This is a genomic window from Bradyrhizobium sp. SZCCHNRI3043 (assembly GCF_032377735.1).
Lineage (GTDB): Bacteria > Pseudomonadota > Alphaproteobacteria > Rhizobiales > Xanthobacteraceae > Bradyrhizobium.
In genome coordinates this window covers 146567-160161 of record NZ_JAUHID010000012.1, presented here as the reverse complement: position 1 = coordinate 160161, position 13595 = coordinate 146567, and the positions used below count along the sequence as shown (strand labels likewise).

9 protein-coding genes are annotated in these 13595 nt (G+C 66.8%); 5 read left to right on the top strand and 4 right to left on the bottom strand.

Translation table 11 applies throughout. The annotated features are described in order from the left end of the window. The first annotated feature begins 16 nt into the window (after positions 1-16). The 3 genes from QX124_RS22535 to QX124_RS22525 all read left to right on the top strand — a co-directional run bounded on the left by QX124_RS22535 (position 17) and on the right by QX124_RS22525 (position 3790). Positions 17-1180 carry a M20 aminoacylase family protein gene (locus QX124_RS22535; RefSeq protein ID WP_315798310.1) on the top strand — a complete coding sequence of 388 codons (1164 nt, stop codon included), beginning with the start codon at positions 17-19 and terminating at the stop codon, positions 1178-1180. 61 nt (positions 1181-1241) lie between these two features. Next, on the top strand, positions 1242-2657 hold the full coding sequence (locus QX124_RS22530) for an amidase (protein WP_315798309.1): 1416 nt from the start codon (positions 1242-1244) through the stop codon (positions 2655-2657). 242 nt (positions 2658-2899) lie between these two features. Further along, positions 2900-3790 (top strand): crotonase/enoyl-CoA hydratase family protein, encoded by an 891-nt coding sequence (locus tag QX124_RS22525; RefSeq protein ID WP_315737464.1) that lies wholly within the window; start codon positions 2900-2902, stop codon positions 3788-3790. A 251-nt stretch (positions 3791-4041) separates the two neighbouring features. Here the strand turns inward: QX124_RS22525 and QX124_RS22520 are convergent, their stop codons facing one another. From QX124_RS22520 to QX124_RS22505, 4 genes are all read right to left on the bottom strand, one after another. Beyond that, positions 4042-6081: a methyl-accepting chemotaxis protein gene (locus QX124_RS22520; RefSeq protein WP_315798308.1), complete on the bottom strand. Its 2040-nt coding sequence runs from the start codon at positions 6079-6081 to the stop codon at positions 4042-4044. A gap of 90 nt (positions 6082-6171) precedes the next feature. Then, complete coding sequence (locus QX124_RS22515; RefSeq protein WP_315798307.1) at positions 6172-7149, bottom strand: NADPH:quinone oxidoreductase family protein; 978 nt, start codon at positions 7147-7149, stop codon at positions 6172-6174. Beyond that, positions 7149-7757 carry a 2-hydroxychromene-2-carboxylate isomerase gene (locus QX124_RS22510; protein ID WP_315798306.1) on the bottom strand — a complete coding sequence of 203 codons (609 nt, stop codon included), beginning with the start codon at positions 7755-7757 and terminating at the stop codon, positions 7149-7151. The genes QX124_RS22515 and QX124_RS22510 overlap by 1 nt, the downstream gene beginning before the upstream one ends. Positions 7758-7999: 242 nt before the next feature. After that, positions 8000-8704 carry a glutathione binding-like protein gene (locus tag QX124_RS22505; protein WP_315798305.1) on the bottom strand — a complete coding sequence of 235 codons (705 nt, stop codon included), beginning with the start codon at positions 8702-8704 and terminating at the stop codon, positions 8000-8002. Positions 8705-8846: 142 nt separating this feature from the next. On the opposite strand from QX124_RS22505, the gene QX124_RS22500 reads away from it, so the two are divergent. Together QX124_RS22500 and QX124_RS22495 are read left to right on the top strand one after the other, a co-directional pair. Further along, entirely contained in the window at positions 8847-9869 is a 1023-nt protein-coding gene (locus QX124_RS22500) for a methionine synthase (RefSeq protein ID WP_315798304.1), read from the top strand. Between the two features lie 545 nt (positions 9870-10414). After that, complete coding sequence (locus QX124_RS22495) at positions 10415-13546, top strand: autotransporter domain-containing protein (RefSeq protein WP_315798303.1); 3132 nt, start codon at positions 10415-10417, stop codon at positions 13544-13546. Positions 13547-13595: the final 49 nt, after the last annotated feature.

Here is a 13595-nt window from a genome sequence, read left to right as displayed (position 1 = left end):
CCAGGGAAACGCACCCATGCCCACCATCGATCGCATCCAAGGTTACGCCGACGAGTTCACCGCCATCCGCCGCGACCTGCACGCGCATCCGGAGATCGGCTTCGAGGAGACGCGCACCTCCGGCATCGTCGCCGAGAAGCTTGCGCAATGGGGCATCGAGGTGCATCGCGGCCTCGGCGGCACCGGGGTGATCGGCGTGCTCAAGGGCAAGAACGACAGCGGCAGGAAGATCGGCCTGCGCGCCGACATGGATGCGCTGCCGATGGAGGAGAATACGAACCTGCCCTGGCGCTCGACCATCCCCGGCCGTTTCCACGGCTGCGGCCATGACGGCCACACCACGATGCTGCTCGGCACCGCGCGCTATCTCGCCGAGACCCGCAACTTCGACGGCACCGTGCACTTCATCTTCCAGCCGGCGGAGGAAGGCCTCGGCGGCGCACGCGCGATGATCAAGGACGGCCTGTTCCAGAAGTTTCCCTGCGACGAGCTCTACGGCCTGCACAACGCGCCCGACCTGGAGCATGGCGAGATCGCGATCCTGCCCGGTCCGGCCATGGCCGGCGCCGATTTCTTCGACATCCGCATCTCCGGTTACGGCGCCCATGGCGCGATGCCCGAGCGCTCCAAGGACGCGGTGGTGATCGCGACCAGCGTGGCGCAGGCGATCCAGACCATCGTCAGCCGCAATGTCGAACCGCTGCAGGCGGCCGTTGTCTCGATCACGCAGATCCATGCCGGCTCGGCCTACAACGTCATTCCCGGCGATGCCTGGCTGTGCGGCACCGTGCGCGCGTTCTCGGACCCCGTGCGCGCGCTGGTGCGCGAGCGCATGCGCGCGATCTGCGCCGGCATGGCGGCGGCGTTCAATTGCGAGATCGATGTCGACATCCGCGACACGTTCAGCGTGCTGGTGAACCAGGAGGAGCAGTCCAAGGTCGTCGAGCAGGTCGCGCGCACCGTGGTCGAGCCGTCCAAGGTGCTGACCCGCTCGACGCCGAAGATGGGCAGCGAGGATTTCGCCGACATGCTGCAGACGATTCCGGGCGCCTATTTCTGGGTCGGCCATGAGGGCTCGGTGCCGGTGCACAATCCCGGCTATGTGCTCGACGACAAGATCCTGCCGATCGGCGCCAGCATGTTCGCCCGCATCATCGAGACTCGTCTGCCGGCAGCTTAGCGCTGATCTACGTCAATGAGCGGGCGCGAATTGAGATGAACTTCGGCAACGGAGCACCAGCATGCACAAGCCCGCCTCTGACGACATCACCTCGCTGCACGATCTCTCCGCGGTCGACCTGATCGCCGGCTATCGCGCGCGCCAGTTCTCGCCGTCCGAGGTGATGGACGACGTGCTGGCGCATGTCGCAGTGTGGGAGCCGCACATCAAGGCGCTGTATCTGCTCGATGTCGACGGGGCGCGGGCGGAAGCGAAGGCCTCGACCGAGCGCTGGGCCAAGGACGAGCCGGCAGGCGTCCTCGACGGCGTACCGGCGACGGTGAAGGACAACATCGCCACCAAGGGCCAGCCGATGCCGCTCGGCGCAGCCAGCGTCACGCGCGCGCCGCTGGCGGCCGACGCGCCGCCGGTGGCGCGGCTGCGCGAGGCCGGCGCGATCATCTTCGCCAAGACCACGATGCCCGACTACGGCATGCTGTCGTCGGGCCTGTCGAGCTTCCATCCGCAGACGCGCAATCCGTGGGACCTGCGGATGAACCCCGGCGGCTCCAGCGCCGGCGCGGGTGCCGCGGCCGCAGCCGGCTATGGCCCGCTGCATGTCGGCACCGACATCGGCGGCTCGATCCGGCTGCCGGCGTCGTGGTGCGGTCTCGTCGGCCTCAAGCCGAGCTTCGGCCGCGTGCCGATCGATCCGCCCTATGTCGGCCGCGTCGCCGGGCCGATGACGCGCATCGTCGACGACGCTGCGCTGATGATGAGCGTGCTGTCGAAGCCGGACAGGCGCGACGGCACCAGCCTGCCGCCCTCGGACCTGCACTGGAAGGTCGCGGAGAAGCCGGTGCGCAAGCTGCGCATCGGCGTGATGCTCGACCTCGGCGGCGTCGGCCAGGCGCTCGAGGAGCCGGTGCGTGCGACGACGCTGGCGGCCGCAAAAGCCTTCGAATCCGCAGGTGCCGTCATCAGCGAGGTGAAGGGCTTCCTGACCCGCGAGATGCTCGACGGTCTCGACAATTTCTGGCGTGCGCGGCTGTGGGACGATCTGGCGCGGCTCGCGCCCGACGTTCGTGCCAAGACCCTGCCCTACATCCTGCAATGGGCCGAGCGCGGCGCCGCGCTGTCGGGCGTCGAGGTCATCAGGGGCTTCAACGTCACGATGACCCTGCGCGCCGCCGCAGCAAGACTGTTCTGCGACTATGACTACATCATCTCTCCGACCTCGCCCGGCGTGAAATTCCCCGCCGAGTTCGCCTCGCCGCTCAACGACCCCGAGAGGCCGTTCGAGCACATCACCTACACCGTGCCGTGGAACATGTCGGAGAACCCGGCGATCTCAGTCAATGCCGGCTATGACGCCGACGGCTTCCCGATCGGCCTGCAGATCATCGGCCGCCGCTTCGACGACGTCGGCGTGCTCGGGATGGCGAAGACGTTCGAAGGATTGCGCGGTGAGCAGCGGCCGTGGCCGGTGGCGCCCTGACGGATTCGTAGGGTGGGCAAAGGCGCGTACACGGCGCTATCCACGCTCACCGCTGCTGACGGGCGCCGTGCCTACCGCCGGACCATCGGTGAAAATGGTGGGCACGTCGCCGCGCGCAATGCGCGCCGCGCCTTTGCCCACCCTACGGAATACCATACGCACTTGCCCATGGCCTGATGCTTGCGCATCGCTCCGTAATGACGTTTCTAACAACGATAACAACAACACATCAGGAAACACCCATGGCGTATCAGACCATTCTCTACGACGTCGCCGACAAGATCCTCACCATCACGCTGAACCGGCCGGAGAAGCTCAACGCCTTCACCGGCACCATGATGGAAGAGCTGATCGACGCCTTCGATCGCGCCGACAAGGATGACGGCGTCAGGGCGATCATCGTCACCGGAGCGGGCCGCGCCTTCTGCGCCGGAGCCGACCTCTCCTCCGGCGCCGACACGTTCGATCGCGATGCCAAGCGCGGGCCGGTGAAGCGCCACGCCGATGGCCGCGTCGACTATTCCGATCCGCAGGTGCGCGACGGCGGCGGCCAGGTGACGTTGCGCATCTTCAAGTCGCTGAAGCCGGTCATCGCCGCGGTGAACGGCCCGGCCGTCGGCATCGGTGTCACCATGCAGCTCGCGATGGACATCCGCATCGCCTCGGAGGGCGCGCGGTTCGGCTTCGTGTTCTCCCAGCGCGGCATCGTGCCGGAGGCGGCGTCGAGCTGGTTCCTGCCGCGCATCGTCGGCATCTCGCAGGCGCTGGAATGGTGCTACACCGGCCGCGTGTTTCCGGCGCAGGAAGCGCTCGCCGGCCGTCTCGTCAGCAAGGTGGTGCCGCCGGAGGAACTATTGCCCACCGCACGCGCGCTGGCTCGCGAGATCGCCGACAAGACCGCGCCGGTGTCGATCGCGCTGATCCGCCAGATGATGTGGCGCATGATGGGCGCCGACGATCCGATGGAGGCGCACAAGGTCGACAGCCGCGGCATCTACGCGCGCGGCCGCTCCGACGACGTCAAGGAAGGCGTGGTGTCGTTCCTGGAGAAGCGCCCGGCGCAGTTCAAGAACACCGTCACCGCCGACATGCCGGACTATTTCCCGTGGTGGGACGAGCGGGAGTATAAATAGAACGCTGTCATCCCGGACAAGCGCGCGGCACGCGCGCGCCGATCCGGGATCCATAGCCACCGGATGCCGTTTGGCGAAGAACGACGTCCAGGGTGCCGCACGATGGATCACGCGGTATGGGTCCCGGCGCGGAGGCCGGGACGACAGCGAGTGGCGCCCCGCGTCACTCCATCATCAGCGCCGTGATCATCGGCGCCACGCACTCGGCCGCTTTCGCTCGATGAGAAGCCAATCCCATCGCGTGCGATCACTCACGCCGCCTTGATGCCGCGAATGAAGTCATCGACATGGCGGCGCATGCTCTCGGACTGGCGCAGCAGCTCCGCCGACGCCCCGAGCACCTGGCTGGCGGTGACGCCGGACTCGTTGGCGGCGGCCGTGACCTGCTGGATGTTCTGCGAAATCTCGTCGGTCCCCTTGGCCGCGTGCTGGACGTTGCGCGCCATCTCGCGCGTGGCCGCGCCCTGCTCCTCGACGGCATTCGCGATCGACGACGCGATCTCGTTCAGCTCGCCGATGGTCGTGGTGATGCCGCGGATGGCGCGGACGGCTTCGGTCGACACCTCCTGCATTCCGGAGATCTGCGCGCGGATCTCTCCGGTCGCCTTGGCGGTCTGCTCGGCAAGCAGCTTCACCTCGCCGGCGACCACGGCAAAGCCGCGGCCGGCCTCGCCCGCCCGCGCGGCCTCGATGGTCGCATTGAGCGCGAGAAGGTTGGTCTGGCCGGCAATGTCGCTGATCAGCCGCACGATGTCGCCGATCCGTTCGGCCATGCTGGAAAGGCCCTGCACGGTCTCGTTGGTCCGCTGCCCTTCCGCGGCCGCCTTCTGCGCCATGTCGGCCGACTGCGTCACCTGACCGCCGATGCCCGCGACCGAGCTCGACAGTTGGTCCGTCGCCGCGGCCATCGTCTGCATGTTGCTCGATGCGGCCTCGGTCGCCTGCGCGACGCTGCTCGCTTCACTGCAGGTCCGGCTCGCCGTCCGGTTCATCACGGCAGCCGTCGATTCGAGCTGTGCCGAGGCTGAGATCACGCTATCGATCACGGCCGCGATATCGCCGCTGAAACGGTCGGTCAGCTCGCCGACGCGCTTGGCTTTTTCGGCGCGCTGGCTCATCGCTTCCGCATCCCTGGCGGCGAGCTCGGCGCCATGAATCATGTTCTCCTTGAAGACCTGCACTGCCCTCGCCATCAGGCCGACCTCGTCGCGCCGATCGACCGCGTCGATCGCGGTGCTCACATCGCCCTTCGCCAGCCGCGTCATCGTATCGGCAAGTGCGTTGATTGGCCCGGTGATGCTGCGCGCCAGCGCGACGACGATCGCGAGGCTCAGCGCCAAGGCGAGCAGCAGCAGCACGCCGACGGCGGCGAGGCTGGCCGTGGCCGCGGCCTGCTTGCCGGCCATCAGCTCCGACAGCTCAACGGCCAGAGCGTCTTCGACCTGCTTCAGGAGATCGATCCGCAGCGTGGCCGCATCGAACCAGGCTTTGCTCGCGAGCCCTTTGAAATCACCGCTGACGCCGCCCTGCTCCACCACCTTGCGCATGGCAACGACGCCGTCGATCGCCGGTCCGGTCATCGCCGCATCGAACGCCGCACGCCCTCTCGCCGAGGCGGCGGCGCGAAATGCCGCGAAATAACTGTCCTGTGCTGCAGCCAGCCCTATGGCACGCGCATAGGCGGCCTGCTCGAAGCGACCGGCGGCAAGGCCACCCGCCACGACCGCGCGCTCCAGGCCGGCGCGCTCCTTGCCTTCCGTCAGGTTGCCATAGGCGATGATCGCCTTGGAGATGTCGTCATCATCGCTCAGCGCCGATATGCCGTTGATCAGGCTGGTCAGCCGGGCGACAATCTCGGTGAGAGCGCTGACGGCCGCCGCCGGCGTTATGGCTTGCGCGTCGATGTCGCCGCGATGGCGATCGAGCTGCGCCAACGCCTGCTCGCTCGCCTGCGCCGCCTCGGCCAGCGCGCCGCTCCGGCGCAGCCCGTCCAGCGCGGCGACCGCATGCGCGCGCTCGCCGTCGGTCAGCCTGCGCTGCTGATCCAGCTCGGCGCGCATCTGCGTGCCCTTGCTGCTGAGAAACGCCGACGACATGCCGCGCTCACGCTGCAGCTCATGAACGAAACGGCTGAGCTTGCCGACGGCTTCCGCCACCGGCTGCATGTGCATCATCTCGACGCGCACCGCCCATTTCGTGGAGATCTCGTAGGCCGCCAACGCAGCCAATGTGAGGATGGGCAGCAATGCAGACAGGGCAATGCGGTGAAGTATCTTCGACGTCTTCAACATGATCGGCCTCAACCTGTCCGATCATTCTATGAATCCAGTGGTAAAAAAATACATAGACCCGTCCGCCACATTTTTGGGCAGGCCTGCAAACTAATCCATCACCAGCGCCACGCGGCCGATCGCCTTGCGCTCGATCAACAGCCGCATCGCCACTGCGTAATCCTCGAACGGCACACGGTGCGACACGTTCGGCCGCAGCTTGCCCTGCTCGGCGAAGGCCAGCAGCGCCGCCATGCGTCGCTCTCCGAGTTCAGGGTCTCTGCGCACGGCCTCGCCGGCGCGCACGCCGAGCACGCTGGCGCCCTTCATCAGGATCAAATTGGTGCGTGCGAGCCCGATGCCGCCGGTGAAGCCGATCACGAGCAGCCGCGCGCCCCAGGCGATGCAGCGGACGCTGTGCTCGAACACCTCGCCACCCACCGGGTCGAACACGACGTCGACGCCCCGCCCATCCGTGATGCGCTTGACGGCGTCGCGGAACGGCTCGCGCGCATACAGCACGAGATGATCGGCGCCACGCGCGCGTGCCACCGCGAGTTTCTCCTCCGAGGACGCTGCTGCAATGACCGTCGCGCCCAAGAGCTTGCCGATCTCGACGGCGGCGAGGCCGACGCCGCCACCGGCGCCGTGCACCAGCAGAGTCTCGCCGGGCTTGAGCTGGCCGCGATCGACCAGCGCGTGATGGGCGGTGCCGTGGCCGGCGAGATAGGTCGCGCCTTCCGCGTAGTCGAAGGTCGACGGCAGCGGCATGAGCTGGCTCCCCGCCACCACCGCCTCCTCGGCGTAAGCACCGAAGCGCATGCGGACGATGACCTTGTCGCCGACGGCATGGCCGGTCACGGCGGCGCCGATCGCGATGACATGGCCGGCCGCCTCCACGCCGGGCGTGAACGGCAGCTCCGGCTTGAGCTGATACTCACCCGCCGCCATGAGGATGTCCGGGAAATTGATGCCGGCGGCGCGGATCCTCACCCGCACCTCGCCGTCAGCCAACACACGAGACGGCAGGCTTTCCAGCCTCAGCTTCTCCGGCGGGCCGAGCTCGCGGCAGACGATCGCCCGCGGCATCAGCCGGCGCGCCCCTTCGCCCTCGCCAGCGCCTCGCGGATCAGCGGCAGCCGATCGTTGCCGAAATACATGTCGGTGGCATTGACGAAGATGGTCGGCGAGCCGAAGCCGCCGCGCTTGACGACCTCCTCGGTGTTGATGCGCAGCTGGTCCTTGATGCCCTGCTGCGCGATCCCATCGAAGAACGCCTTCGGGTCGATGCCGACACGCCGGCACACCTCCGTCAGCACCGCATCCTGCGAGATGTCCTGGTCCTCCCCCCAATAGATCTCGAACACGGTCCGCGCGAACGGCACCATGTCCTGCCCCAGCCAGATGCAGCCGCGCATCGCCTTGACGCTGTTCACCGGAAACACCGTCGGCGGCATCTTGATCCTGAGCCCGGCCGAGCGCGCCCAGTCGCCGAGGTCCTTCAGCATGTAGGCCGCTTTGGCCGGCACCGGCTTCTCGCGTTGCGCATAGACGCTGGGATTGACGGTGTTGAAGATACCGCCGACGAGAATGGGCCGCCAGACGATGTCGACGCCGAATTCTTTCGCGAGCGGCTGGATGTTGTGGAAGGCCAGATAGGTCCAGGGGCTGGAGCAGTCGAAGAAGAATTCGATCATGTGTGTTTCCTCAAGGTCTTGATGCGTTCGTCATCGAGAGCGCCACGGAGTCATTGAGACCATTAGTGTCGCCCCTGGATTGCTTCGCTGCGCTCGCAATGACGGCGGAGGCAGTTGGCGCACATCACTCTCTCCGTCATTGCGAGAAGCGTAGCGACGAAGCAATCCAGGGGCTGCAACATACGGTCTGGATGGCTTATCCCCGCTTATCCCCATGCTCCTCGCGATGCCGCGGAGCTCGCTCACGATCTCCCCATCATCTCCTTCGCGCGCGCGCCGAACATCACATGACGCGACTGCTCGTTGAACGGCTCCTTGACGAACTTGCCGATCGCAAGCCCCGCCTGCAGCTTCGGCCGGCCACGCAACGTCGCGTACCAGCGCTTGGTGTGGGGGTAGTCGTCGAGCGTGAAGCCCTGGGCCTTGTGCGTCATCATCCAGGGAAAGCAGGCGACGTCGGCGATCGTGTAGTCGTCGCCGGCGACATAGGCACCGGTCTTGCCGAGCTGCACGTCGAGCACGTGGAACAACCGTGCGACCTCGTCGCGGTAGCGCTGGATCGCATACGGGATCGTCTCGGCCGCATAGAGCGCGAAATGGCCGTGCTGCCCCATCATCGGCCCCAGCCCCGCCATCTGCCACATCACCCATTGGATCACCCGCGAGCGCGCCCGCATCTCCTGCGGCAGGAAACGGCCGGTCTTGTCCGCGAGATAGATCAGGATGGCGCCGGTCTCGAACACCGGGAACGGCGCGCCGCCATCGGCCGGCGCATGATCGACGATCGCCGGAATCCGGTTGTTCGGGCTGATCGCCAGGAACTCCGGCTTGAACTGGTCGCCGGCGCGAATGTCGACGGGAATCACGGTATAGGGCAGCCCGAGTTCCTCGAGCATGATCGAGATCTTCCAGCCGTTCGGCGTCGGCGCGTAATGGAGATCGATCATGCTTTCCCCGATTCCTTCCCCGGACCATTATGCCGCGCCGCGGAACACGCGAGGCGGCTTCGTTCTTCTGTACCTGAAGGGTAAGCCATGGCAGACAGGCGCTCAAGCCTGACCGCCCCATACGCCGACGGAGAGTTCGACCATGCTGTTTCCATCGACCATCGCAGGCTCGCTGCCGAAGCCGGAATGGCTGGCCGAGCCGAACGTGCTGTGGGCCCCGTGGAAGTCGAAGGGCGATGAGCTTGCGCGCGCCAAGCGCGACGCGACCATTCTCGCGCTGAAGCTGCAGGAGGATTCCGGCATCGACATCCTCACCGAGGGCGAGCAGTCGCGCCAGCATTTCGTGCACGGCTTCCTCGAGCGGGTCGAGGGCATCGACTTCGCGCACAAGGTCGAGATGGGCATCCGCAAGGATCGCTACAAGGCGATGGTGCCGCAGGTGGTGGCGCCGCTGTCGCTGAAGGGCCGCGTCCATGGCGACGAGGCGCGGATCGCGCGCACGCACACCACGCGCGCCGTGAAGTTCACCCTGCCCGGTCCGATGACGATCATCGACACCATCGCCGACAGCTACTATGGCGACCGCGTCAAGATGGCGTTCGCCTTTGCCGAGCTGTTGAACCAGGAAGCGAAGGCGCTGCACGACGACGGCATCGACATGATCCAGTTCGACGAGCCCGCCTTCAACGTCTACATGGACGAGGTGCGCGATTGGGGCATCAAGGCGCTGGAGCGCGCCGCCGAGGGGCTGACCTGCCCGACGGCCGTGCACATCTGCTACGGCTACGGCATCAAGGCCAACACCGACTGGAAGGAGACGCTCGGCGGCGAGTGGCGGCAGTATGAGGAGACGTTCCCGGTCATCGACGCCAGCACCATCCAGCAGGTCGCGGTCGAATGCCGCAATTCGAAGGTGCCGATCGAGCTGCTCGGCCTGCTCAAGAACAAGATCGTGCAGGCCGGCGTCATCGACGTCGCCAGTGACGCGATCGAGACCGCCGAGGACGTCTGCAAGACCCTCGAGGACGTCATGAAGGTGGTGCCGAAGGAGAACATCATCGCCACCACCAATTGCGGCATGGCGCCGATGCGGCGCGAGATCGCCGAGGCCAAGCTGATGGCGCTCGGCACCGGAGCCAAGCTGGCACGGCAGCGGTTCGCTTGAGCGGCCACGATTGACGGCGCACGCCGACCGATGCTGGCGCCCATCGCCACTCACGCGGTGCCTGCGGAGCATCACAGGTCACCGCCTGTCTCCCGGTCGGCTCCTCTCGCACGCTGACGAGCCCTCGCGCGAGCGCACCGGCCGGTAAGACTCCGGATGAATCAGCAGCAGCGTTGGGCCCCGCTGCGCGCAGCGCTCATGTGCACCTTACTGTTAGTTTGGAGCTGCTCACGGCCGACGGGACGACATCTCGTCGTGATCAACTTCGGCGACCGTGGTAGCGAAATACCCAGCAACATCGTTGGCAGAGCACTGTGTCTTTCGCGTTCTTGACAATGTGTGTACGAGCATTTCATTTCGCTACTACCTGTTAACGCGGTGAGTTTCCACCGCCTGCATCAGTTTCGAATCTGACATTGCCTTCATTGCTGGGGATAGGGATGGCTTGCATTGCGAGAACGATTATTGCTGCGCCGAAATCAAAGCCTCGGCGATGGCTGGCCCTCTCCATCCTCTGTGCCAGCACGTTCCTGAGCACGCAGGCGATGGCGATCGACGTCGCCAACCAGACCGACTGGAATACGGCGGTGGCAGCGGTCGCGGCCGCCGGCGCCAACTCGACCGTGACGATCAACATCACCAGCGGATTCACGCTGTCGAGCTCGCTTGCGCAACTGCAGGCCGCCAACAGCAACGTCACGGTGAACATCACCGGCAACGGCCAGACGATCAACGGCGCCTCCTCGTTTCAGGGCATCGTCGTCAACGGCGCCAACGCGCCGACCGTGAACATCTCCAGCCTGGCGATCACCAACACGGCCGCGATCGGCGGCAACGGCCAGAACGGCCAGAACGGCTATTATAGCGGCGGCTTGGCCTATGGCTCCGGCGGCGGCGGCGGCGGCGGTCTCGGAGCCGGCGGCGGCCTGCTGGTCGGCAGCGGCGCCAATGTCACGATCGCCGCGGTCACCTTCACCAACAACAGCGCCACCGGCGGCAATGGCGGCAACGGCGGCAGCGCACAGAACGCGGCAGCCGACCCGGTGAACGGCGGCAATGGCGGCGCGGGCGGTGCCGCGAACAACGGCGGCGCCAGCGGCGGCGGCGGTGCGGGCGGCACCGGCGGACATACCGGCACGCAAGGCACGACCGGCACCGCGGGCGCCGCGCTCGGTGACGGCGGTGGTGGTGGCGGCGGCTCCGGCACCACCAACAGCAACACCTACACCAACAACAATGGCGGCGGCACCGGCAACGCCAATGGCGGCAACGGCGGCACCGGCGGCGACGGCGCTACGAATGCCAGCGGCTCGGGCGGGCCTGGGCCCGGCTCCGACGGCGGCGCCGGCGGCAATGGCGGCGCAGCCAATGGTGGTGCCATCTATGTCGCCACCGGCGGCACGCTGACGATTCTCGACTCGCCGATTTCCGGCAACACCGTCACCGGTGGCACCGCCGGCACCCCCGGCATCGGGATCGGGCCAAGCGCGATCAACGGATTTTCAGCGGCGGCCGGCGCAGCGCAGGGCGCCGGCATCTTCCTGAGCGGCGTGATGGCCAATATCAGCGTGTCCGGCGGGACCGTGACCTATGGCGACTCGATCGGCGGCACCGGACTGACGACCGGCGGCGTCAACACGGCGATCAACAAGACCGGCATCGGCACGTTGGTGCTGTCGGCGACCAATACGTTCACCGGCAACGTCAACATCAGCGCCGGCACGCTCTCGGTCGGCGCCACCGCCAATCTCGGCAACGTCGCCAACGACGTGATCATTTCCAACGGCGGCACATTGGCGGTCACCGGCACGACGACGTTCGCCAACGGCCGCGACTTCAAGATTGCCGGGCTGTCGACGATCGACGTGACCAGCGCGACCACGACCACGTTGCAAGGCATCGTCGGCGACGGCGCCTCCGCCGGCACCCTGGTGAAGGCGGGCGGCGGCATCCTGCTGCTCTCGGGCACCAACACCTACACCGGCGCGACCAATGTCGACGGCGGTACGCTGCGCGCGGGCACGGCGAACGCGTTCGGTGCCAGCACGGTCTTCAGCGTGCTCTCCGGCGGCACGCTGGATCTCAACGGCTTCAACAAGACGTTCGGCACGCTGAGCGGCGATGGCACCGTGACCGGCGCCAATGCGACGATCTCGGGCACGTTCTCGCCCGGCAATGGCACCCCGGCCTCCTCCATGGCGATCACCGGCAACCTCGCGTTCCAGTCGGGTGCGCAATATCTGGTGCAGGTGAATCCGAGCACGGCGTCGTTCGCGGCCGTGACGGGCACTGCGACGCTCGGTGGCGCCGCCGTCACCGCGACCTTCGCGAACGGCAGCTACATCTCCAAACAATACACCATTCTGACCGCGACCGGCGGCATCAGCGGCACGTTCGGCGGCATTACCAACACCAACCTCCCAGCCGGGTTCACCTCGACGCTGAGCTATGATGGCAACGATGTTTTCCTCAACCTCTCGATGGGCACGCCGGCGGGGAACATCAATCAGCAGAACGTCAGCAACGCGCTCACCAACTACTTCAACACGAATGGCAGCATCCCCGTAGTCTTCACCGGTTTGACACCAACGGGACTGACGCAGATCTCCGGCGAGACCTCGACCAGCTCGCAGCAGACGACGTTCAACGCGATGACGCAGTTCATGGGCGTCATGACCGACCCGTTCGTTGCCGGTCGCGGCGACTCGGGATCTGCGCCCGGCGGAGCAATCGGCTATGCGGAGGAGACGCTCGCTTATGCTAGCAAGCGCAATCCGAACGACGCCCTGGCCGCGATCTACACCAAGGCGCCGGCCGCGCCCGTGGCCAGACCGGGCTGGAGCGTATGGGCGGCCGGCTTTGGCGGCTCGCAGACCACCGACGGCAACACCGCGCTGGGCTCGAACAACACGACCAGCAACCTCTACGGCACGGCCGTCGGCGCCGACTATCGCTTCTCGCCGTTCACCATCGCCGGTTTCTCGATGGCCGGCGGCGGCACCACGTTCAGCGTCGCCAATGGCGGCAGCGGCCGGTCCGACCTGTTCCAGGCCGGCGCCTTCGTCAGGCACAATATCGGCGCAGGCTATATCTCGGGGGCACTGGCGTATGGCTGGCAGAACATCACCACCAACCGCACTGTGACCGTGGCCGGCGTCGACCAGCTGCGCGCCAATTTCGACGCCAACACCTTTGCCGGCCGGCTGGAAGGCGGCTATCGCTTCGTGTCGCCCTGGATGGGGTTCGGGATCACGCCTTACGCCGCGGCGCAGTTCACGACGTTCAGCCTGCCGGGCTATGCGGAGAATGCGGTCGCCGGCGCCAATACCTTCGCGCTCCGCTTCGGATCACAGAACGTCACCGATACGCGGTCGGAGCTGGGCCTGCGCACCGACAAATCCTATGCGGTGTCCGACGGCGTATTCACGCTGCGCAGCCGCTTCGCTTGGGCCTATGACTTCAACCCCAGCCGGTCGGCCGGGGCCACGTTCCAGGCCCTTCCGGGCGCATCCTTCGTCGTCAACGGCGCGCGGCAGGCGCAGAATTCGGCGCTGACGACGGTCTCTGCCGAGATGAAGTGGCGGAACGGCTGGTCGGCCGGCGCGAGCTTCGAGGGTGAGTTCTCGGATGTGACCCGCAGCTACGCCGGCAAGGGCATCGTGCGCTACACGTGGTGACGCGCGGAGCTCCGCGCGGCACATCCGTGCGGCGGCCCGATCACCCGAC

Coding starts and splice junctions, on each gene's coding strand:
- QX124_RS22535 (WP_315798310.1), top strand. CDS start 17: ATGCCCACCATCGATCGCATCCAAGGTTACGCCGACGAGTTCACCGCC.
- QX124_RS22530 (WP_315798309.1), top strand. CDS start 1,242: ATGCACAAGCCCGCCTCTGACGACATCACCTCGCTGCACGATCTCTCC.
- QX124_RS22525 (WP_315737464.1), top strand. CDS start 2,900: ATGGCGTATCAGACCATTCTCTACGACGTCGCCGACAAGATCCTCACC.
- QX124_RS22520 (WP_315798308.1), bottom strand. CDS start 6,081: ATGTTGAAGACGTCGAAGATACTTCACCGCATTGCCCTGTCTGCATTG.
- QX124_RS22515 (WP_315798307.1), bottom strand. CDS start 7,149: ATGCCGCGGGCGATCGTCTGCCGCGAGCTCGGCCCGCCGGAGAAGCTG.
- QX124_RS22510 (WP_315798306.1), bottom strand. CDS start 7,757: ATGATCGAATTCTTCTTCGACTGCTCCAGCCCCTGGACCTATCTGGCC.
- QX124_RS22505 (WP_315798305.1), bottom strand. CDS start 8,704: ATGATCGATCTCCATTACGCGCCGACGCCGAACGGCTGGAAGATCTCG.
- QX124_RS22500 (WP_315798304.1), top strand. CDS start 8,847: ATGCTGTTTCCATCGACCATCGCAGGCTCGCTGCCGAAGCCGGAATGG.
- QX124_RS22495 (WP_315798303.1), top strand. CDS start 10,415: ATGGCGATCGACGTCGCCAACCAGACCGACTGGAATACGGCGGTGGCA.